This window comes from Sphingopyxis sp. SE2 (genome assembly GCF_032227185.1).
Classification (GTDB): domain Bacteria; phylum Pseudomonadota; class Alphaproteobacteria; order Sphingomonadales; family Sphingomonadaceae; genus Sphingopyxis.
In genome coordinates this window covers 2,645,174-2,664,448 of record NZ_JAPMXW010000001.1, presented here as the reverse complement: position 1 = coordinate 2,664,448, position 19,275 = coordinate 2,645,174, and the positions used below count along the sequence as shown (strand labels likewise).

At 66.4% G+C, this 19,275-nt stretch carries 23 protein-coding genes; 12 read left to right on the top strand and 11 right to left on the bottom strand.

Translation table 11 applies throughout. The annotated features are described in order from the left end of the window. Positions 1 to 14 precede the first annotated feature (14 nt). From OVY29_RS12675 to OVY29_RS12665, 3 genes are all read left to right on the top strand, one after another. Positions 15 to 1,184, top strand: a complete 1,170-nt coding sequence (locus tag OVY29_RS12675; RefSeq protein ID WP_037556263.1) for an acetyl-CoA C-acetyltransferase — start codon at positions 15 to 17, stop codon at positions 1,182 to 1,184. 104 nt (positions 1,185 to 1,288) lie between these two features. After that, complete coding sequence (locus OVY29_RS12670) at positions 1,289 to 2,071, top strand: SDR family NAD(P)-dependent oxidoreductase (RefSeq protein WP_313911537.1); 783 nt, start codon at positions 1,289 to 1,291, stop codon at positions 2,069 to 2,071. A gap of 1 nt (position 2,072) precedes the next feature. Then, complete coding sequence (locus OVY29_RS12665) at positions 2,073 to 2,510, top strand: acyl-CoA thioesterase (protein WP_313911536.1); 438 nt, start codon at positions 2,073 to 2,075, stop codon at positions 2,508 to 2,510. Between the two features lie 182 nt (positions 2,511 to 2,692). On the opposite strand, the gene gmk is transcribed toward OVY29_RS12665, so the two are convergent. Beyond that, positions 2,693 to 3,355 (bottom strand): guanylate kinase, encoded by a 663-nt coding sequence (gene gmk / locus OVY29_RS12660; RefSeq protein WP_313911535.1) that lies wholly within the window; start codon positions 3,353 to 3,355, stop codon positions 2,693 to 2,695. 49 nt (positions 3,356 to 3,404) lie between these two features. Here gmk and OVY29_RS12655 point away from each other — a divergent pair, with 49 nt between their 5' ends. Then, complete coding sequence (locus OVY29_RS12655; protein ID WP_313911534.1) at positions 3,405 to 3,971, top strand: DUF2585 domain-containing protein; 567 nt, start codon at positions 3,405 to 3,407, stop codon at positions 3,969 to 3,971. 200 nt (positions 3,972 to 4,171) lie between these two features. On the opposite strand, the gene OVY29_RS12650 is transcribed toward OVY29_RS12655, so the two are convergent. Genes OVY29_RS12650 through OVY29_RS12635 form a run of 4 tightly spaced genes read right to left on the bottom strand, consistent with a single transcriptional unit; the run spans position 4,172 to position 6,780 of the window. After that, on the bottom strand, positions 4,172 to 4,540 hold the full coding sequence (locus OVY29_RS12650; protein ID WP_081933132.1) for a hypothetical protein: 369 nt from the start codon (positions 4,538 to 4,540) through the stop codon (positions 4,172 to 4,174). A gap of 50 nt (positions 4,541 to 4,590) precedes the next feature. Beyond that, entirely contained in the window at positions 4,591 to 5,985 is a 1,395-nt protein-coding gene (gene fumC, locus OVY29_RS12645; protein WP_313911533.1) for a class II fumarate hydratase, read from the bottom strand. After that, entirely contained in the window at positions 5,982 to 6,293 is a 312-nt protein-coding gene (locus OVY29_RS12640; protein ID WP_037556251.1) for a hypothetical protein, read from the bottom strand. Before OVY29_RS12640 ends, fumC begins: the two co-directional genes overlap by 4 nt. Positions 6,294 to 6,297: 4 nt before the next feature. Further along, positions 6,298 to 6,780 carry an SspB family protein gene (locus OVY29_RS12635; RefSeq protein WP_037556249.1) on the bottom strand — a complete coding sequence of 161 codons (483 nt, stop codon included), beginning with the start codon at positions 6,778 to 6,780 and terminating at the stop codon, positions 6,298 to 6,300. 97 nt (positions 6,781 to 6,877) lie between these two features. On the opposite strand from OVY29_RS12635, the gene hisB reads away from it, so the two are divergent. The 5 genes from hisB to OVY29_RS12610 are packed head-to-tail and all read left to right on the top strand — an operon-like array spanning position 6,878 to position 10,717. After that, the gene (hisB, locus tag OVY29_RS12630; RefSeq protein WP_037556247.1) at positions 6,878 to 7,465 is read left to right on the top strand and encodes an imidazoleglycerol-phosphate dehydratase HisB; all 588 of its coding nucleotides are present in this window, start codon (positions 6,878 to 6,880) and stop codon (positions 7,463 to 7,465) included. 9 nt (positions 7,466 to 7,474) lie between these two features. Then, positions 7,475 to 8,083: an imidazole glycerol phosphate synthase subunit HisH gene (hisH, locus tag OVY29_RS12625; RefSeq protein WP_313911532.1), complete on the top strand. Its 609-nt coding sequence runs from the start codon at positions 7,475 to 7,477 to the stop codon at positions 8,081 to 8,083. Beyond that, entirely contained in the window at positions 8,071 to 8,817 is a 747-nt protein-coding gene (gene hisA / locus OVY29_RS12620; RefSeq protein ID WP_313911531.1) for a 1-(5-phosphoribosyl)-5-[(5-phosphoribosylamino)methylideneamino]imidazole-4-carboxamide isomerase, read from the top strand. Before hisH ends, hisA begins: the two co-directional genes overlap by 13 nt. After that, entirely contained in the window at positions 8,814 to 9,578 is a 765-nt protein-coding gene (hisF, locus tag OVY29_RS12615) for an imidazole glycerol phosphate synthase subunit HisF (RefSeq protein ID WP_313911530.1), read from the top strand. The genes hisA and hisF overlap by 4 nt, the downstream gene beginning before the upstream one ends. A gap of 50 nt (positions 9,579 to 9,628) precedes the next feature. After that, complete coding sequence (locus OVY29_RS12610) at positions 9,629 to 10,717, top strand: ionic transporter y4hA (protein WP_313911529.1); 1,089 nt, start codon at positions 9,629 to 9,631, stop codon at positions 10,715 to 10,717. Positions 10,718 to 10,805: 88 nt separating this feature from the next. Here the strand turns inward: OVY29_RS12610 and OVY29_RS12605 are convergent, their stop codons facing one another. Beyond that, positions 10,806 to 11,942, bottom strand: coding sequence for a beta-ketoacyl-ACP synthase III (locus tag OVY29_RS12605; RefSeq protein WP_313911528.1), 1,137 nt, complete (start codon positions 11,940 to 11,942; stop codon positions 10,806 to 10,808). 192 nt (positions 11,943 to 12,134) lie between these two features. Between OVY29_RS12605 and OVY29_RS12600 the strand changes: the two genes are divergently transcribed. Next, positions 12,135 to 12,686 (top strand): hypothetical protein, encoded by a 552-nt coding sequence (locus OVY29_RS12600; protein ID WP_313911527.1) that lies wholly within the window; start codon positions 12,135 to 12,137, stop codon positions 12,684 to 12,686. 284 nt (positions 12,687 to 12,970) lie between these two features. Here OVY29_RS12600 and OVY29_RS12595 read toward each other — a convergent pair whose 3' ends face one another. Both OVY29_RS12595 and OVY29_RS12590 read right to left on the bottom strand, forming a co-directional pair. Continuing rightward, positions 12,971 to 13,741 carry a sulfite exporter TauE/SafE family protein gene (locus OVY29_RS12595; RefSeq protein WP_037556233.1) on the bottom strand — a complete coding sequence of 257 codons (771 nt, stop codon included), beginning with the start codon at positions 13,739 to 13,741 and terminating at the stop codon, positions 12,971 to 12,973. Positions 13,742 to 14,011: 270 nt separating this feature from the next. Next, a complete protein-coding gene (locus OVY29_RS12590; RefSeq protein ID WP_313911526.1) occupies positions 14,012 to 14,938 on the bottom strand; it encodes a LysR family transcriptional regulator in 927 nt (308 codons plus the stop codon). Positions 14,939 to 15,021: 83 nt separating this feature from the next. Here OVY29_RS12590 and OVY29_RS12585 point away from each other — a divergent pair, with 83 nt between their 5' ends. After that, entirely contained in the window at positions 15,022 to 15,357 is a 336-nt protein-coding gene (locus tag OVY29_RS12585; protein ID WP_037556229.1) for a hypothetical protein, read from the top strand. A 151-nt stretch (positions 15,358 to 15,508) separates the two neighbouring features. Next, the gene (locus OVY29_RS12580) at positions 15,509 to 15,646 is read left to right on the top strand and encodes a hypothetical protein (RefSeq protein ID WP_313911525.1); all 138 of its coding nucleotides are present in this window, start codon (positions 15,509 to 15,511) and stop codon (positions 15,644 to 15,646) included. Here the strand turns inward: OVY29_RS12580 and OVY29_RS12575 are convergent. From OVY29_RS12575 to lnt, 3 genes are read right to left on the bottom strand one after another with little or no spacing between them, the layout of a single operon-like run. Beyond that, entirely contained in the window at positions 15,643 to 16,356 is a 714-nt protein-coding gene (locus tag OVY29_RS12575) for a tRNA (guanine(46)-N(7))-methyltransferase TrmB (RefSeq protein WP_313911524.1), read from the bottom strand. The two genes, OVY29_RS12580 and OVY29_RS12575, sit on opposite strands and share 4 nt — an antisense overlap. A 54-nt stretch (positions 16,357 to 16,410) precedes the next feature. Beyond that, positions 16,411 to 17,631 (bottom strand): methionine adenosyltransferase, encoded by a 1,221-nt coding sequence (metK, locus tag OVY29_RS12570; RefSeq protein ID WP_037557660.1) that lies wholly within the window; start codon positions 17,629 to 17,631, stop codon positions 16,411 to 16,413. Positions 17,632 to 17,683: 52 nt separating this feature from the next. Further along, a complete protein-coding gene (gene lnt / locus OVY29_RS12565; RefSeq protein WP_313911523.1) occupies positions 17,684 to 19,273 on the bottom strand; it encodes an apolipoprotein N-acyltransferase in 1,590 nt (529 codons plus the stop codon). Positions 19,274 to 19,275: the final 2 nt, after the last annotated feature.

Genomic DNA, 19,275 nt, shown 5'->3' with positions numbered 1-19,275 from the left:
AAAGGAATTCTCCCATGGCCACAGCCTATATCGTCGACGCCGTCCGCACCGCGGGCGGCAAGCGCGGCGGCAAGCTCGCCGGCGTCCACCCCGTTGACCTCGGCGCCGCGGTGTTCGACGCGATCGCCGACCGCAACGATTTCGACACCAAGGCGATCGACGACGTCATCACCGGCTGCGTCAGCCAAGGCGGCCAGCAGACGATGGACGTCGGCCGCAACGCGGTGCTCGCCTCGAAGCTCCCCGACTCGATCCCCGCCGTAACGATCGACCGCCAGTGCGGCTCGTCGCAGCAGGCGATCCAGTTCGCCGCGCAGGCGGTGATGTCGGGCACGCAGGACATCGTCCTCGCGAGCGGCATCGAAAGCATGACGCGCGTGCCCATGGGCAGCGTCGCGACCTTGTTCATGAAGGAAGGCCTCGGCCATTATAAGTCCGAGCGGCTCGAGGAAAAATATCCCGGTATCATGTTCAGCCAGTTCATGGGCGCCGAGATGATCGTCAAAAAGCACGGCCTCACCAAGGCGGACCTCGACGCCTATGCGCTCGAAAGCCATCGCCGCGGCAAGGCCGCGACCGAGGCGGGCCATTTCAAGCGCGAGATCGTCGGGGTCGAGATCGACACCCCCGAAGGCCGCGAAATGCACCTCATCGACGAAGGCATCCGTTTCGATGCGACGCTCGAAGGCATTGCGGGCGTCAAGCTGCTTCAGGAAGGCGGCGCGATCACCGCGGCCTCGGCGAGCCAGATCTGCGACGGCGCGAGCGCCGCGCTCGTCGTGTCCGAACAGGCGCTGAAGGATCACAATCTCACCCCCCGCGCGCGCATCCACCACATCTCGGTGACCGCGGGCGACCCGGTGATCATGCTCGAAGAGCCGCTGTTCGCGACCGAACGCGCGCTCAAAAAGGCGGGCATGAAGATCGGCGACATCGACGCTTATGAGGTCAACGAAGCCTTCGCGCCCGTGCCGCTCGCCTGGCTCAAATATCTCGGCGCCGATCCGGCGCGGATCAACCAGCACGGCGGCGCGATCGCGCTCGGCCACCCGCTCGGCGCCAGCGGCGCCAAGCTGATGGCGACGCTGCTCGGCGTGCTCGACGCGACCGGCGGCAAATACGGCCTCCAGACCATGTGCGAAGGCGGCGGTCAGGCCAACGTCACCATCGTCGAGCGGCTGTAAGAAATCTGGCGTCGCCCCCGCGCAGGCGGGGGCCGCTATCGGGGTAGCGCAAGGCTGCCAACGGCCCCCGCCTGCGCGGGGGCGACGTTTCAAGGGAGAATATAATGAAACTCGATTCCACCATATCCGCCGTCGTCACCGGCGGCGCTTCGGGCCTCGGCGCGGCGACCGCGCGCGCGCTTGCCGCAAAGGGCGTCAAGGTCGCGATCTTCGACTTGCAGGAAGAAAAGGGCAAGGCCATCGCCGCCGAACTCGGCGGCGTCTTCTGCGAATGCAACGTCACCGACGACGCTTCGGTCGACGCGGCTTTTGAAAAGGCACGCGCCGCGCACGGCCAGGAACGCATCCTCGTCAACTGCGCGGGCACCGGCAACGCGATCAAGACCGCGAGCCGCTCGAAGGAAGACGGCAGCATCAAGCATTTCCCGCTCGATGCGTTCAACTGGATCATCCAGATCAACCTCGTCGGCACCTTCCGCTGCATCGCCAAGTCGGCGGCGGGCATGCTGACGCTCGACCCGATGGAAGACGGCGAACGCGGCGCGATCGTCAACACCGCGAGCGTAGCGGCCGAGGACGGCCAGATCGGCCAGGCCGCTTACTCGGCATCGAAGGGCGGCGTCGTCGGCATGACCCTCCCGATCGCGCGCGACTTGGGTAACGAGAATATCCGCGTCAACACGATCCTGCCCGGCATCTTCGACACCCCGCTGCTCGCGGGCGCGCCGCAGAATGTCCGCGACGCATTGGGCGCCTCGGTGCTCAACCCGAAGCGGCTCGGCAACCCCGACGAATATGCCAATCTCGCGCTCTGCATGATCGAGAACGGCTATTTCAACGGCGAGGACGTGCGCCTCGACGGCGGCATCCGCATGGCGCCGCGCTGATATGCCCAAACCGGAAAGCTGGCGGCTGAACCCCGCCAGCTACCCCGTCTGCATCGAGTTGCAGACGCGCTTTCAGGACATGGACATCAACGGCCACCTCAACAATGTGGCCTTTGCCGCGCTGTTCGAAAGCGGCCGCGTCCTCCTCAACCGCGACGTGCGTCCGCTGGACGAGCGCCCCGCGAACGAGCGCACGATGGTCGCCGCGGTCGAGATCAACTATCTCGCCGAGGGCAATTTCCCCGATCCGGTGCAAATCGCGACCGGCATCGGCCGGCTCGGCACCTCGAGCTGGACGATCGTCCAGGCGATGTTCCAGAACGGCCGCTGCATCGCGACGTGCGACACGGTGGTGGTATGCCGCACCGACGGGCAGGCCAAACCGCTGCGCGCGGAGACGGTGGCGGAGCTCGAAGAGAAGCTGGCGCGGGCGGTCTGATCTCCTTCTCCCTCGATGGGAGAAGGATACGAAGCCTTATCGCGAAGCGATTAGGCGCAGTTGGATGAGGGTGATCGTGCGTCCTTGCGCCGCCGTTTCAGGCCGAGAGCTCACCCCCACCGCTGCGACTGGCGAACAAGTTCGCAAGTCTCGCTGCCTCCCCCATCAAGGGGGGATAATGATTAAAGCTTCTTGTCCGCATCGGGCACCGACCGGATCAAATCGCGCGCAAAGCCGATCAGCCCGATCTGCCGCCGCCGCTTCAACCGCTCGGCGCGCAGGATCGCGCGAACCTCGTCGAAACAGCCTTCGACATTGTCGTTGATCAGCACATAGTCATAACCGTCCCAGTGGCTGATCTCGTTCGCCGCGCGCTCCATCCGCGCCGCGATCACCTCGTCGCTGTCGGTGTTGCGTGCGCGCAGCCGCCGTTCGAGCTCCTCCATCGTCGGCGGCAGCACGAACACGCGCACCACATCGGGGCCCGCCTCCTGATACAGCTGCTGCGCACCCTGCCAGTCGATGTCGAACAGCACATCCTTGCCCGCCTCGAGCATCGCGTCAACGGGTGCGCGCGGGGTCCCGTAACGATGGCCGAAGACATGCGCCCATTCGAGGAATTCGCCGTCGGCGGCCATCTTCTTGAAGGTTTCGACATCGACGAAATGATAATGGACCCCGTCGATCTCGCCGGGGCGCGGCGGGCGTGTGGTTGCCGAGATCGACAGCGCGATATCCTTGTCGGCCTCGAGCATCATGCGCGAGATGGTGGTCTTGCCCGCGCCCGACGGCGAGGAGAGGACGAACAACACGCCGCGGCGGTTCAGGTGGACGCTTTCAGCCATGGGCGCTAATTGCGCGAGAGACGGGTGCGGTCAAGCGGGAAGGGCGGCGATGATATTGGGGGTTTCACGACGGGGCTGGCTGGTCGCCGCGGCGCTGATGGTCCTTTTCGCCGCGATCCTGTTCGCGATGGGACGCCCGCCGATCTGCCCGTGCGGGACCATCAGCCTGTGGCATGGCACCGTCCAGTCGAACCAGAACAGCCAACAGATTTCGGACTGGTACAGCTTCAGCCATGTCATCCACGGCTTCCTCTTCTTCGGCCTGTCGCGCTGGCTGATCCCGCGCCAGCCCTTGTGGGTAGCGCTCGCGCTCGCGATCGGGATCGAGGCGGCGTGGGAAATCCTCGAAAATTCGCCCGTCATCATCGACCGCTATCGCGAAGTCACGATGGCCTATGGCTATTCGGGCGATTCGATCCTCAATTCGGTCAGCGACGCGCTCTTCATGATCCTCGGCTTCCTCGCGGCGAGCCGGATGCGCTGGTGGGTGACGGTGGCGATCGCGATCATATTCGAACTGTTCACGCTGTGGACGATTCGCGACAATCTGACGCTCAATGTGCTGATGCTGGTCTCGCCGGTCGAGGCGGTGAAGGAGTGGCAGGCGGATGGCTGAAGTGCGAGTATTTTTGAATCGTCATCCCGGCGAAGGCCGGGATCTCACCCGGTGCGTCAGACCGAAACGGCGAGATCGTGTTTCAGAGTCACGTGCCTCTGAACACCCTTCGCCGGAATGACGGAGGGAATGTCCGTCATTCAATGCACGATCGGCGTCCTATTCCGTCGCCCTTCGCAGGGGCGACGAATGTAGGACGTTCAATGAATCGCCGGCCGTTTCCCGTTTGCATCCACCGGAATCGCCGGCGGCAACGCGTCGCCCATCGTCTCGCCATCGGTCGGCGCCTTCGCGGTGCCCGCATAGGTGTCGACGACGCCTGCGCGCGCCAGTTCGGGATCGACCGCATGCGCTTCCGCCGCCGCCTTGCGCGCCTCGGCGCGTTCGGCCCATTTCTTGGTGAGATAGGCCCCCGCGACCGTCGCCGCGAGCACCGCGTAACGCTGCGGGAACAGGCGCCGCGCCGCGAACAATGTGCCCGCGCCGATCACCGCGCCCGCGACGGGATGATTGCCCTTGCGGCGTCCGATGGCGCTGCCCAGAACGCCGCCTACGATCCGACCGATCATGCTCATCTCTCCTTCCCCTCATCAATCCCCGGAAGGCGCCGCGGGTTCCGTCAGCCGTCGGGGCCCAGCATCGTGCGCGGATCGACCACCCGGTCGAAGGTCGCGGCATCGACATAGCCGAGGTCGAGCGCCGCTTCCTTGAGCGTGCTGCCCGTCTCATGCGCATGTTTCGCGATCTTCGCCGCCTTGTCGTAACCGATTTCGGGCGCCAGCGCAGTGACGAGCATCAGCGAGCGGTTCATCAGCTCGTCGATGCGCGCGCGATTGGGTTCGATGCCGACGACGCAATGTTCGGTAAAGCCCGCCATGCCGACGCTCAGCAGCTCGATCGAACGCAGCACATTGGCTCCGATCAGCGGCTTGAACACATTGAGCTCGAGATGCCCCTGCAAGCCGCCGACGGTCACCGCCTGATGGTTGCCGATGACCTGCGCCGCGACCATCGTCAGCATCTCGCACTGGGTCGGGTTGACCTTGCCCGGCATGATCGAGCTGCCGGGCTCGTTCGCGGGCAGGTCGAGTTCGCCGAGCCCCGCGCGCGGGCCCGAGCCCAGAAGGCGAATGTCGTTCGCGATCTTCGTGAGCGCGACGCCAAGCGTGTTCAGCGCGCCCGAGAAGAAGACGAGCGCGTCGTTCGATGCCAGCGCCTCGAACTTGTTCGCCGCGGTCTCGAACGCGATGCCGGTGTTTTTCGACAGCTCGGCCGCGATGGCGACGTCGAAGCCCGCGGGGGCGTTGAGCCCGGTGCCGACGGCGGTGCCGCCTTGCGCGAGCTTGCAGATATCATGCGCCAGCGCGCCCTCGATGCGCGCGCGGCAGGCGGCGAGCTGCGCGGCATAGCCCGAAAACTCCTGCCCCAGCGTCAGCGGGGTCGCATCCTGCAAGTGGGTGCGCCCGATCTTGACGATATCGCGCCACGCTTCGGCCTTCGCGGCGAGCGCGTCGGTCAGCGCGATCAGCGACGGCAACAGCCGCGCCGTCGTCTCGACCGCGACCGCGACGTGCAGAGCGGTCGGGAAACTGTCGTTCGACGACTGGCCCATGTTGACATGGTCGTTGGGATGGACGGGCGTCTTGCCGCCGCGCGTGCCCGCGAGCTTTTCGTTCGCGATCCCGGCGATCACCTCGTTCGCGTTCATGTTCGACTGGGTGCCGCTGCCCGTCTGCCAGATCGCGAGCGGGAACTGGTCGTCGTAATCGCCTGCCACGACCGCGTCGGCCGCTGCGGCGATCGCATCGGCAATCCCCGCGTCGAGCCCGTGGTTGCGGTTGACTCGCGCCGCGGCGCCCTTGATCCGCGCGAGCGCATGGACGATCGGCAACGGCATGCGCTCATGCGCGGGAAAAGCGAAATTATGGCGGCTGCGTTCGGTCTGCGCGCCCCAATAGGCCTCGGCCGAAACCTCGATCTCGCCGATCGAATCGCTTTCGGTTCGTGTGCTCATGCCACCAGCATCCTCGTCACCAGCACCGCGCCCGCCCAGATCATCGCGACGAGGCCGAGCAACTGCCAATAGCCGCCCTCGCCGACGCGGCGGCGCAGCCATGCGGCGGCAAGCCAGACGATGACCAGCGCCGGCGTCAGCACCAGCAGGCTGAAGCGCAGCAGCCCGTCGGCAATCTGGCCGCGCGCATGGTTGCCCTCGAACAGCGCATAGCCCTCGACGCCCCACCAGAAGGCGCCGGTCAGCACGAGCATTCCCGCAAGCGCCCAATATTGCCAGAAGCGGCTCGGGGGCCAGAGTGGGCCCACGACGCTATCTCTTCTTGCCGAAATCCACCGTCACGACGTTCGACCCGTCCTCGCTCGTGACGTCGGGACGGTCGTTGTCGGCTTCGTCGTGCGGCTCGGGCTGCGCGGCCTCGTCGTCGCTGACCTGGAATTGCAGCCCGAAATCGACCGACGGATCGACGAAGGCGGTGATCGCGGCATAGGGGATCGTCAGCATCGACGGCGTCTGGTTGAACGACAGGCCGACGCGGAAATGATCCTCCTCGACGCTCAGGTCCCAGAAACGGTTCTGCAGCACGATCGTCATTTCGTCGGGGAATTTGGCGATCAGATGCGCGGGGATGTCGACCCCGGGGGCCTGCGTCTTGAAGGTGATATAGAAATGATGTTCGCCGGGCAGGCTGTCGTAACCTTCGATCTGGCTCAGCACGCGGCCGACCACGGCGCGCAGCGCGTCCTGCACGATTTCGTCATAGGGAATCAGGCTGTCGCGAACGTCATCACTCATGGCGAAGGGGGATGAACGCGCGCCGCGTGCGGGTCAAGGGGGGTCAAGGGGGGAGAATCGCCTTGCAACGCGAAACAGACGCTCTAAGGGGTCGCCCATGCGAACCGCCACCGTCCAGCGCACGACCAAGGAAACGGATATCGCGATCACCGTCAATCTCGACGGGACGGGCGAATATTCGGTGTCCACCGGCATCGGTTTCCTCGACCATATGGTCGAACAATTGTCGCGCCACTCGCTGATCGACATCTCGATGGCCGTGAAGGGCGACCTCCACATCGACCAGCACCACACGGTCGAGGACAGCGCATTGGCGCTCGGCGAAGCGGTAGCCAAGGCGCTCGGCGACAAGCGCGGCATCGCCCGTTACGGCGAGGCGCACGCGCCGATGGACGAGACGCTGACGCGCTGCGTGCTCGACATTTCGGGACGCCCGCACTGCGTCTATAAATCCAGCTTCTCGCAGCCGCGGCTCGGCGAGATGGACACCGAGATGTTCCCGCACTGGTTTCACAGTTTCGCGCAGACCGCGGGGATCACGCTGCACATCGAAACGCTCTACGGCGAGAATAACCATCACATCGCCGAAAGCATGTACAAGGCGCTCGCGCGCGCGCTGCGCCAGGCGGTCGAAATCGACCCGCGCAAGGGCGACGCGATTCCCTCGACCAAGGGCGTTCTCTAGGGGCCATCCATGAGCGTTGTTGCCCTGATCGACTATGGCGCGGGCAATCTTCGCTCGGTGCACAATGCGCTCGTCGCGGCGGGCGCGGAGAATGTCGCGGTCACCGCCGATCCCGATGTCGTGGGACAAGCCGACCGCATCGTCCTGCCCGGCGTCGGCGCCTTCGCCGCGTGCATGAACGGGCTTTCGGCGATCGACGGGTTGATCGCGGCGATGGAGCAGCGCGTGCGCGGCGAAGGCGCGCCTTTCCTCGGCATCTGCGTCGGCATGCAATTGCTCGCCGACGCGGGCGAGGAGCATGGGACGCACAAGGGGCTCGGCTGGATCGGCGGCACCGTGCGCGCCCTCGACCCCGCGCCCGGCCTCCGCATCCCGCACATGGGCTGGAACGACGTCGTGCCGAGTTTCGCGCATCCGGTGATCGCGGCGGGCGAGGCCTATTATCTCCACGGCTATCATTTCGCCGATGCCGCGCATGTCGCCGCGACGAGCAGCCACGGCGCGACCTTCACCGCCGCCGTGGCGAAGGACAATATCGTCGGCGTCCAGTTCCACCCCGAAAAAAGCCAGGCCTATGGCCTCGCGACACTAGAGAGATTCCTGGCATGGCGCCCGTAGATTCTGGCCTGACCATTTTCCCCGCGATCGACCTCAAGGGCGGGCAGGTGGTGCGGCTCGCCGAGGGCGATATGGCGCGCGCGACCGTCTATGGCGACGATCCCGCGGCGCAGGCGCGCCTCTTCGCCGATGCGGGCGCGTCGCACCTCCACGTCGTCGATCTCGACGGCGCCTTTGCGGGGACAAGCGTCAACGGCGCGGCGGTCGAGAGCATCATCGCGGCCTTTCCGGGCAAGGTGCAGGTCGGCGGCGGCATCCGCGATCGTGCCGGCGTCGACCGCTGGCTCGCGCTCGGCGTCGATCGCGTGATCATCGGCACCGCGGCGCTCAAGGACCCGGAGTTCGTGAAGTCCGCCGCGCGCGACCTGCCCGGCCGGATCGTCGTCGGCGTCGACGCCCGCGACGGCATGGTCGCGACCGAGGGCTGGGCCGACGTCTCCGACGTCCGCGTCGAAGACCTCGCGCGCCGCTTCGAGGATGCCGGCGTCGCCGCCTTGCTCTTCACCGACGTCGGGCGCGACGGGCTGCTCAAGGGCTGCAACGTCGAGGCGACCGTCGCGCTCGCCAAATCGGTGCGCATCCCGGTGATCGCCAGCGGCGGCGTCGCCGGCATCGGCGACATCCACGCACTCCGCCCCCATGTCGCCGAGGGGATCGAGGGCGTGATCACCGGCCGCGCGCTCTACGACGGCCGCCTCGACCTCGCCGAGGCGATCGCGGCGGGGGCGGCGTGACCGTCCGCGTCCGCGTCATCCCCTGCCTCGACGTCGCCGACGGGCGCGTCGTCAAGGGGGTCAACTTCGTCGACCTGCGCGATGCGGGCGATCCGGTCGAGGCGGCACGCGCCTATGACGCCGCGGGCGCCGACGAGCTGTGCTTCCTCGACATTTCGGCGAGCCATCAGGGGCGCGGCACTCTGCTCGACATGGTCGCCCGCACCGCCGAGGTCTGTTTCATGCCGCTCACCGTCGGCGGCGGCGTGCGCAGCGCCGACGACGCGCGCGCGCTGCTCCTCGCGGGCGCCGACAAGGTCGCGGTGAACAGCGCCGCGGTCGCGCGCCCCGAACTCGTCGCCGACATCGCCGATCGGTTCGGCAGCCAGTGCGCGGTCGGGAGCATCGACGCGCGGCGGGTCGAAGACGCCCGCTGGGAAATATTCACCCACGGCGGCCGCAAGCCGACCGGGATCGACGCGCTCGAACACGCCGTCCGCCTCGCCACCCTCGGCGCGGGCGAGCTGCTCGTGACCAGCATGGACCGCGACGGCACCAAGGACGGCTACGACCTCGCGCTCACCCGCGCGATCGCCGACGCGGTCAGCGTGCCCGTGATCGCATCGGGCGGCGTCGGCAACCTCGACCATCTCGCCGCCGGCGTGATCGACGGCGGCGCCAGCGCGGTGCTCGCCGCCAGCATCTTCCACTTCGGCGAGGCGACGATCGCCGAAGCGCACGCGCGGCTCGCCGCCGCGGGGCTGCCGGTGCGCGCGCATTAAATTGCGCCGTCGGGGTGTTCAGGCGCGAAAGCGGCTGCAATAGAAGCCCCATGACCGCAAAGCTCCGCCTCGCCGATCGCACCAACGACATCTTTCCGATCCTCGGCTTCGTCGCCGCGATGGCGAGCCTTGCGATGCCGCTCAACCCCTGGCTCGTTGCCTTCATCCTCGCGGGCGCGGTCGTCGCGGCGGTTCACCATGCCGAGGTGATCGCGCACCGCGTCGGCGAACCCTTCGGCACGCTGATCCTCGCGCTCGCGGTGACGGTGATCGAGGTCGGGCTGATCCTCACCCTGATGCAGGCCGAACCCGAAAAGGCGCTGACGCTCGCGCGCGACACGGTGTTCGCCGCGGTCATGGTGATCCTCAACCTCCTGATGGGCCTCTGCCTTTTGAGCGGGGCGATCCGCCATCACGAACAGCGTTTCCAGCGCACCGGCATCGGCGCCGCGCTTGCGACGCTGACGGTGCTGACGGTCGTCACGCTGGTGCTGCCCAATTTTACCTCGAGCGTGCCGGGCCCCTTCTATTCGGCAACCCAGCTCGGTTTCGTCGCCGTGGTGTCGCTGATCCTCTACGCGACTTTCGCGCTCGTCCAGACGGTCCGCCACCGCGATTATTTCCTTCCCGACGGCGATGCTGACGGTGACGGCGTACCCGACGCGCACGCCCCGCCGCCGAGCATGCAGCGCACCGCCATTTCGGGCGCGCTGCTCCTCGCCAGCCTCGTCGCGGTCGTGCTGCTCGCCAAAAATCTTTCGCCGGTGATGGGCGCGCTGCTTGCCGACTGGGGCGCGCCGCCCGCGGTGCTCGGCGTGCTGATCGCCGCGCTGATCCTCGCGCCCGAAGGGCTCGCGGCGGTGCGCGCGGCGAAGGCCGACCGCCTCCAGACCAGCCTCAACCTCGCGCTCGGCTCGGCGCTCGCGACTATCGGCCTCACCATTCCGGCGGTCGCGATCCTGTCGATCGTCGCCGACATGCCGATCGGCCTCGGCCTCGACGCCAAGTCGACCGTGCTGCTCTTCCTCTCGCTGATCGTTTCGGTGCAGACGCTGGCGAACGGCCGGACGACCGTGCTGCAGGGGGTGATCCACCTGATGCTCTTCGCGATCTACCTGTTCACGACATTTGTGCCATGAACGTCGCCCCCGCGCAGGCGGGGGCCGCTGTCGGCGTAGCGTAAGGTTGCTAGCGGTCCCCGCCTTCGCGGGGACGACGATTACTGCATCACGTCCTCCGCACGAACACCGTCCCCGCGCTATACCCCGCGCCGAACGAACAGATCAGCCCGGTATCGCCCGCCACCATATCCGCATGGTTCAGGTGAAAGGCGATGATCGACCCCGCGCTCGACGTATTGCCATAGGTATCGAGCACCGTCGGGCTCTCGTCCTCGCTCGCCTCATGACCCAGCACGCGCTGCGCAATCAGCCGGTTCATATTGGTGTTCGCCTGGTGCAGCCACAGCCGGCGCATATCGCCGCCTTCGAGACCGAGCACCTCCATCTGCTCGACGATCATATTGGCGACCATCGGCACGACCTCCTTGAACACCTTGCGGCCTTCCTGGACGAAAAGCTTGTCCGACTTCGGCCCCGACTGGTCGATCCCGCCGTGCCCGCGGTTCAAAAAGCCGAAATTGTTGCGGATATTGTTCGAAAAGACGGTCTTCAGCTTGGTGCCGAGAATGTCCCAATGCCCCGCCGCCGCGATGTCCTTGTCCTCGACCAGAATCGCGGTCGCGACGTCGCCGAAGATGAAATGGCTGTCGCGGTCGCGCCAGTTCAGATGCCCCGAACAGATTTCGGGGTTCACGACGAGCACGCTCCTGGCATGGCCCGCGCGGATATAGTCGGCGGCGGTCTGGATGCCGAAGGTCGCCGACGAACAGGCGACATTCATGTCGAAACCGAAGCCGTCGATGCCGAGCGCGTCCTGAATCTCGACCGCCATCGCCGGATAGGGGCGCTGCATGTTCGACGCGGCGCACAGCACGGCGTCGACGTCGCCCGCGTCGCGCCCCGCGCGCGTCAGCGCATCCTTCGCCGCCGCGACCCCGATTTCGGCGAGGATCGACAGCTCGTCGTTGCCGCGTTCGGCGATGCGCGGCGCCATGTGCGCCGGATCGAGAATGCCCGCCTTGTCGACGACGAAACGCGATCCGATCCCGCTCGCCTTCTCGATGAATTCGACACTCGACTCGGTCAGTTCGGGTGCCTCGCCCGCCGCGATCGCCGCTGCATTTTCTCTATTGTGCAGCGCAACATACGCGTTAAAACTGGCGACAAGTTCTTCGTTGGAGATCGCTTCGGCGGGGGTGAAAAGGCCGGTTGCGGAAATGACCGGCTGCGGTGCGTTGGACATGGTGGACCTGCGTGTGTCTTATGGTTTCAAGACACGCTGATTAGGCCCCGTCGCGGCATCGCGCAACGCCCCGTGATTTGCTGAACGAGTCCCGACACTATGGTTAACCTGCCACTAACCAATCTGGTGGCAGACTGTGTGATGCAGGCCTCCGGGGGGATGGCTCCCCGGGCGCCGAGCGGGAGCATGACCATGGCGACGCGTTCAGGACCGGCCGCAGGCGACCTGTCCCTTTCCGAAATCAAGGAATTCGCGGGTTTTCCCGCGGCGACCCAGCGCTACATCCGCCGGTCGCTCGACGTCGGGCTCGAACGCGACGACGCGATCGCGCGCTGGTCGCGTGACATGGTCGAGGAAACCGCGATCCGTGTCCAGGCGCGCGTCTACCAGCGGCTCGGCGAGGTGCGGGCGCATGTTCCCGACGACAGCGGGCTCGACGCGCTCGAACATTTCATGGCGCCGCTGATCGCGGTGTCGGCGTTCGACCTCGGGCAGGACCGCCTGCCGGGCTTCGCTTCCTATCGCTTCCTCTACGAACGGCTGCTCGGCGCGCACGCGCGGCCGTGGCTTCCGGGCGCCTTCTGCGCTGCCGCCTCGCTGCCGCACCTCCATCCCGACAAGCGTAAGATCCTGCTCCAGTCGATCAGCGAAGCCGCCGCCACCGCCCCCGGCTGGTCGGCGCGCGAGCCGAGCTTCTTCCCCGAATGGGTCGACAAGATCGACGAGACCCGACCGGCGAACTGATCGGCGGCTTTGGGTGGGTTTCAGTCATCCCCTCCCGCAAGCGGGAGGGGAGACGGCAATGGCGATCAAGTCCAGGGTGACGACGATGGCAAGATCCTCCCTGTCGCGAAGCGATGGGGAAGGGGGGCCGCTCGCGAAGCGAGTGGTGGAGGGGCAGCGACCTCGCGCCATGGCCCCTCCGTCAGCGCTGCGCCGAAGGCGCAGTTTATCCTGAGCGCCTGCAAGGCAGTCGAAGGGCGCTGCCACCTCCCCATGGCTTCGCCACAGGGAGGATTTAATGGCTGCTAGCCCACCAGCGCCTTGTACAGCCCGAACGCGCTCGTCGCGGTCAGCACGGTGCCGACCAGCATCAGCATGACCTTGGGCGAGAAACGTTTGGCCATCATCGCGCCGATCGGCGCGGCGACGACGCCGCCGATGATCAGGCCGAGCGTCGGGCCGAGGATATCGTCGATGCCCAAATGCCAGATAAAGGCGAGCGAGACCGCGACCGCGAGGAAGAATTCGACGCTGTTGACCGTGCCGACGACCTTGCGCGGTTCGCCGCCCTGGACGAGCAGGTTCGAGGTCACGACCGGGCCCCAGCCGCCGCCGCCCGCGGCGTCGAGAAAGCCGCCGACCACCGCGAGCGGGCCGACGACCTTGGGCTTCGAAAATTTGGGCGGATAGAGCACGCCGCGGATCAGCAACCAGATACCGATCAGCACGAGATAGCCGAGTACGAAGGGCTTCACGACCTCGGCGTGCAGCGACGACAGCACATAGGCGCCGAGCACCCCGCCGATCACCCCGGGGACGAGCAGACGAAAGAACAGCGGCCAGTCGATGTTGCGGTGGAACACATGGCTCAGCCCCGACACGCCGGTGGTGAAAATCTCGACGACATGGATGCGTGCCGACGCGGTCGCGGGCGGGACGCCGAGCACCGCGACGAGCAAGGTGTTACAGATCACCCCGAACGCCATGCCGAGCGCGCCGTCGACGAGCTGCGCTGCGAAACCGATCAGGATGAACGGCAGGAGCGCGGTAAAGTCGATGGCCGCAAGATCGATCATGATTCATCCCAACTCATTTAGTTGACAACTTGCTGCCGCGATTTGGGGCAATGCGCCAGCCCAATTTTTCTGCTGTCGGCAAAGGGATTTGTTTCCGCGCCGGGCCGATTATCGAGGGGACAGCCTTCAGGACCGGTTGAGATTCAGCTCCCGGTGAGTCGAAAATGGTGGTTTTCCGTGACCCGGAGCGCAGCGTGCTTTTGCACGTGAGCACCGGAAGCGCGGAAGGCCGCCATTTGCAGGCCGCCGGGGGCTGAATGTCGGCCGGTCCTAGGCGGTGATCTCGTCGGGCAGATTTTCGCGCACATAATCGATGAAGGCGCGCAGCTTGGGCATCACCTGCTTGCGGCCGGGATAATAGAGGAAGAGCCCCGAGGTCGCCGACGCATAGTCGGTGAGCACCAGTTCGAGCTCGCCGTTTTCCACCATCGCCTTTGCCATCGGTTCGGCCATCATGCCCATCGCGACCCCGGCGCGGATCGCGACGAGCGCGGCGATCCAGTCGTTGACGATCACCGGTCCGGTGACGCTGACGTCATATTCGCGGTTTCCCTTCTCGAACGTCCACGGCATCAGCGCGCCGGTGGCGAGGCGAAAGCGGACGCAGCGATGGTCGCGCAGTTCCTCGGGGGTTTCGGGGCGGCCGTGCTTCGCCAGATAGGCGGGCGCCGCCGCGACGACGAAACGGAAGGGTCCGGTCAGGCGGACGGCGATCACGTCGGCGTCGAGCGATTCGCCCATCCGCACCCCGGCGTCGAAACCGCCGGCGCTGAGGTCGGCCAGCGCATCGTCGGCGTAGATTTCGAGCTCGATGTCGGGATAGGTTTCGCAAAAGCCCGCGATGATCGGCTCGAACAAAGGCTGGACCGCGCCGCGCATCAGATTGATCCGCAGCCGCCCCGCGGGCCGGTTGCCGAGGTTGCGCGCCGCTTCATAGGCGTCGGCGAGCCCGGTATAGGCGGGCGCCGCGCGCTCGAGGAACATCTCGCCCGCCTGGGTCAGCCCGACGCTGCGCGTCGTGCGCATGAACAAGGGCGCGCCGACGCGCGCTTCGAGCGCCTTGACCGTCTGGCTGATCGCGGAGGGGGAGACGCCGAGGTCGGCGGCCGCAGCGGAAAAGCTGCGCCTTTCCGCGACACGCAGGAAGGCTTCGATCCCGTCGAGCGCCCCTTGGGGGATTGTTAAATCCTGCTTCAAAGCACTTGCAGATTATAGAGGATTATCTAAGTGCGCAACCGCGCCTATAAAGGTTGCACAACGAAACGAAAGGAACCTCTCCCATGTCCTATCAGCTCTCCTCTTTCCGCCGCTTTCCTACCGCCTTTGCCGTCGTCGCCGCTTCGGCGCTCGCCTTCACCGGCCTGATGGCATCGACGACCCCCGCTTATGCCCAGTCGGGCGGCGATTATCGCTGCGCCGGTCTCGCCGAACAGGCGCATGTCGCCGCCAGCGGCGTCGAAGGAGCCAAGCAGTCGAGCGCCAAGCGCTTCGTTTCGACCGGCAAGAAGCTGTGCGAAGCGGGTAACGAACGCGCCGCCGCCAAGCAGTTCCGCGCCGCGCTCAAGATCGCCGGCGTCGCCGAAGTCGAAACCGACAGCCAGATGGCCTCCCGTTAATTTGGGGCGCTAAGACAAGCCAAGACAGACTGACACCAATCTCCGGAACCGTCCTCTCCCTCTCCCCGACGGATCCACAACACTGGGGCGGCACTCGATACGAGGCCGCCCCATTTGTTTATGCGCGGTGCGCGCGCTAGGATGCGCCATCATGCCCGGCAAGAAACCCCGCCGCGAAACATCCCGCGCCGCGAAGCCCCCGGTGCCGCTGTGCCGCTACGAAGAACTCGCGATGCGCGAGAACCGGCTGCGGCAAGCCAAGGCCGCGAAGCGCGAATCCAAGGGCTAGATCCGCCGGTAACGGAAATACCAGACCTCATGCCCCTGCGCGCGCGCCTTGGCTTCGTAGCGCGTTTCGGGCCAGCCGCCGGGGCGCTGCTGGAAATCGCGCGCGCCCTGCGCCAGCCATTCATACTGGTGGCGGTGGCGGCGCATCACCATCAACGCGTGCTGCAGATAGATCGGATGGTCGGTGCCGAAGCGGAACTCGCCGCCGGGCTTGAGCTTCGCCGCGATCAGGTCGAGCGGGCCATCGTTCATCATCCGCCGCTTCGCGTGGCGCGCCTTGGGCCAGGGGTCGGGGTGGAGCAGATAGGCGAAGGACAACGCGCCGTCGGGGATCCGCCGCAGCACTTCGAGCGCATCGCCATGATGGATGCGGACGTTGCCGAGCGGCAGCCTTGCGCCATGATCGCCCGCGACATGGACCAGCGCCTGTGCCACGCCGTTGATGAAGGGCTCGGCGCCGATGAAGCCATGATCGGGCAGCATGTCGGCGCGCCCCGCCATGTGCTCGCCGCCGCCAAAACCAATTTCAAAATGCAACGGACATGCCTGCCCGAACAGACGCTCCGCGGAAACTTCGCCAACTTCGGGCACCGCGATCTGCGGCAACAGCGTATCGACCAGATCCTGCTGCCCCGCGCGCAGCGGCTTGCCCTTCGAACGGCCGTAAAGGCGGTTGAGGGTCGTCGGATCGCCGGGTTTGTGCGCAGTCATGCCGCGCCCGTTAGCGCGGCGAGGCGGGGGCGGCAAGCGCCCCCGCTACCCGCGTCAGGCGGCGAGCGCCGCCTTGAGCTTGTCGACGAGGTCGGTGCGCTCCCACGGGAAGGCGTCGCCCTCGGCGGTGCGGCCGAAGTGGCCATAGGCCGCGGTCTGCCGATAGATCGGCTTGTTGAGCCCCAAATGTGTGCGGATGCCCTTGGGCGTCAGGCGCACGAGCTGTGGAAGAACAGCTTCGATGCGGCCTTCCTCGACCGTGCCGGTGCCGTGCAGGTCGACATAGATCGACAGCGGCTCGGCGACGCCGATCGCATAGGAAAGCTGGATCGTGCAGCGGCGCGCGAGGCCCGCGGCGACGATATTCTTCGCCAGATAGCGCGTGATATAGGCGGCCGAACGGTCGACCTTCGTCGGGTCCTTGCCGCTGAACGCGCCGCCGCCGTGCGGGCTGGCGCCGCCATAGGTGTCGACGATGATCTTGCGCCCGGTCAGCCCCGCGTCGCCGTCGGGCCCGCCGATCTCGAAGCGGCCGGTCGGGTTGATGTGATAGACGGTGTTCGCGGTGAGCAGCTCGGCGGGCATCACGTCGGCGATCACGCCGAGCACATATTTGCGAAGCTCGCTATATTTCGCCTCGTCGCCTTCGCCGTTGTGGAAATAATAGCCCGGCGCGTGCTGCGTCGATACGACGATCGCCGTCGCCTCGACCGGGCGCTCGTTGGCGTAGCGCAGCGTAACCTGGCTCTTGGTGTCGGGTTCGAGGAAGGGCGCGGTGCCCGCCTTGCGATCGGCGGCCATGCGCTCGAGGATCTTGTGGCTGTAATCGAGCGTCGCGGGCATCAGGTCGGGGGTTTCGTCCGACGCATAGCCGAACATGATCCCTTGGTCGCCCGCGCCCTCGTCCTTGTCGCCGCTTTCGTCGACGCCCTGCGCGATATGTGCCGACTGGCCGTGGAGATTATTCTCGAAGCGGAAGCTCTGCCAGTGGAAGCCCGACTGCTCATAGCCGATCTCGCGTACCGTGTTGCGCACGGTCGCCTCGATCTCGTCGAGCGCGCCCGGTGCCCATGCGTCATCCTCGAACACGCCCTTGCAGCGGATCTCGCCCGCGAGCACGACGAGCTGCGTCGTCGTCAGCGTTTCGCACGCCACGCGCGCCTCGGGATCCTTCGACAGGAACAGGTCGACGATCGAATCCGAAATCTGGTCGGCGACCTTGTCGGGATGGCCCTCCGAAACGCTTTCGGAGGTGAAAAGGAAGCTGTTGCGCATGGGAAAGCCTTCTCGAAATCGAATATAAAGGATGCTTTATGTCCGCGCGCTGTTAGCGTCCCGAGCGCCGGAACGCAATGGCCAGCGCGAGCAACAGCAGCGCGAAACCGACCGGCAGAGCGTTGCCGAAGCGCGCAAAGAGCGTCAGCGGGCGCGCGGGCGGCACCGTCGTATCGATACGCCCCGCCTTGTGCATCGGCAGCGATTCGACAATGCGGCCATCGGCGTCGATCACCGCGCTGATCCCGGTGGGTGTCGCGCGGATCACCGGCAGGCCTTCCTCGACCGCGCGCAGCCGCGCCTGTGCGAGATGCTGCGGCGGGCCCCAGCTGCCGAACCAGGCGTCGTTCGACGGATTGAAGATGAAGTCGGGGCGATGGTCGCGGTCGACGACCTGGCCCGAAAAGATGATCTCGTAGCAGATCTGCAGCCCCGCGCGGCCGAAGGCGCCGAGATCGAGCGTGCGCGGGCCGGGCCCCGGCCAGAAATCGATGTCGCCGGGCGCAAGCCGCGACAGGCCGATCGCCGACAGGATCGGGCGCATCGGCAGATATTCGCCATAGGGCACCAGATGCGCCTTGTCGTAACGCGGGCCCAGCGTGCCGTCGGCGTGCAACGTCATCACCGCATTGCGCGCGCCGACGACATCGCCCGCCTTGTCGAGTTCGAGCCTGAGCGCGCCGAGCAGCATGATGTCGTTCGGGTTCATCAACCGAACGATCCGCGCGCGCGCTTCGGCAGGCGAACGGTCGTAATAGACCGACGGATAGCCGCGTTCGAGATAGTCGGGGACGGCCGCTTCGGGCCACAGGATCAGCCGCGGTCTGTCGTCCTTCTGCGTCGTCAGCCGCGCGAGCTTGGCGAAATTGGCGTCGGCCTTGCTGCCTTCCCACTTGTCCTCCTGTCCGACATTGGGCTGGACGACGGTGATGGGTATCCGGGCGATGCCCTTGGATCGGACGGCGGCGTCGGCGCTGCTGCCCATTTGCGAAACGAAGGCTGCGCCCCAGAAAAGCAGCAGGCTGCCGAATAGCGCGGTGGCGGCGACGCGGCGGCGAAACCACGCCAGTATCAGGACCCCCGCGAGCAGGAAGACGAACCCGCTCATGCCATAGGTCCCGATCCAGCGCGCGGGCATGGCAGCGTGCGGGACGGTGATCACCCCCATCGGATTCCACGCGAAGCCGGTAAAAATCCAGCTGCGCAGCCACTCGGTGAGAATCCAGAGCCCGCCGAACGCCAGCAGATAGGACGGTGCGGCAAAATGCGTATCGCCCCTCGGCTTCGCCAGCCACGCGCCCCAGGCTGCCAGTGCCGGATAGACCGCCAGATAAAGCGACAGCAGCACGACTGCGATCCAGCCCAGCCACGCGGGCATCGCCGCCTGATAGGTGAAAGCGGTCGCGATCCAGTTCAGCCCGGCGACGAAATGACCGACGCCGAACGCCCAGCCGATGCCGAGCGCGCGCGAACCTTTGGAGCTGCGCGCGACCAGCGCCATCCAGCCCGCGATCGCGAGCAGAGAGAGCGGCCAGAGGTGGAGCGGCGCAAATCCCGTCGCCGAAACGGCACCCAGCAACAGGGCGAGGAGCTTTGGCCGGCGGTCGGCGAAAGCGGCGATGCGGAGGGAAAGCGCGGTCACGC

Bases quoted from the DNA above. Each gene is read 5' to 3' on its own strand.
- OVY29_RS12675 (WP_037556263.1), top strand. From the start codon at position 15: ATGGCCACAGCCTATATCGTCGACGCCGTCCGCACCGCGGGCGGCAAG.
- OVY29_RS12575 (WP_313911524.1), bottom strand. From the start codon at position 16,356: ATGACTGCGCACAAACCCGGCGATCCGACGACCCTCAACCGCCTTTAC.
- OVY29_RS12655 (WP_313911534.1), top strand. From the start codon at position 3,405: ATGATATTGGGGGTTTCACGACGGGGCTGGCTGGTCGCCGCGGCGCTG.
- OVY29_RS12585 (WP_037556229.1), top strand. From the start codon at position 15,022: ATGTCCTATCAGCTCTCCTCTTTCCGCCGCTTTCCTACCGCCTTTGCC.
- OVY29_RS12650 (WP_081933132.1), bottom strand. From the start codon at position 4,540: ATGATCGGTCGGATCGTAGGCGGCGTTCTGGGCAGCGCCATCGGACGC.
- hisH (WP_313911532.1), top strand. From the start codon at position 7,475: ATGAGCGTTGTTGCCCTGATCGACTATGGCGCGGGCAATCTTCGCTCG.
- OVY29_RS12595 (WP_037556233.1), bottom strand. From the start codon at position 13,741: ATGATCGATCTTGCGGCCATCGACTTTACCGCGCTCCTGCCGTTCATC.
- OVY29_RS12665 (WP_313911536.1), top strand. From the start codon at position 2,073: ATGCCCAAACCGGAAAGCTGGCGGCTGAACCCCGCCAGCTACCCCGTC.
- OVY29_RS12670 (WP_313911537.1), top strand. From the start codon at position 1,289: ATGAAACTCGATTCCACCATATCCGCCGTCGTCACCGGCGGCGCTTCG.
- OVY29_RS12600 (WP_313911527.1), top strand. From the start codon at position 12,135: ATGGCGACGCGTTCAGGACCGGCCGCAGGCGACCTGTCCCTTTCCGAA.
- gmk (WP_313911535.1), bottom strand. From the start codon at position 3,355: ATGGCTGAAAGCGTCCACCTGAACCGCCGCGGCGTGTTGTTCGTCCTC.
- hisB (WP_037556247.1), top strand. From the start codon at position 6,878: ATGCGAACCGCCACCGTCCAGCGCACGACCAAGGAAACGGATATCGCG.
- metK (WP_037557660.1), bottom strand. From the start codon at position 17,631: ATGCGCAACAGCTTCCTTTTCACCTCCGAAAGCGTTTCGGAGGGCCAT.
- OVY29_RS12580 (WP_313911525.1), top strand. From the start codon at position 15,509: ATGCCCGGCAAGAAACCCCGCCGCGAAACATCCCGCGCCGCGAAGCCC.
- OVY29_RS12605 (WP_313911528.1), bottom strand. From the start codon at position 11,942: ATGTCCAACGCACCGCAGCCGGTCATTTCCGCAACCGGCCTTTTCACC.
- OVY29_RS12635 (WP_037556249.1), bottom strand. From the start codon at position 6,780: ATGAGTGATGACGTTCGCGACAGCCTGATTCCCTATGACGAAATCGTG.
- fumC (WP_313911533.1), bottom strand. From the start codon at position 5,985: ATGAGCACACGAACCGAAAGCGATTCGATCGGCGAGATCGAGGTTTCG.
- OVY29_RS12610 (WP_313911529.1), top strand. From the start codon at position 9,629: ATGACCGCAAAGCTCCGCCTCGCCGATCGCACCAACGACATCTTTCCG.
- hisA (WP_313911531.1), top strand. From the start codon at position 8,071: ATGGCGCCCGTAGATTCTGGCCTGACCATTTTCCCCGCGATCGACCTC.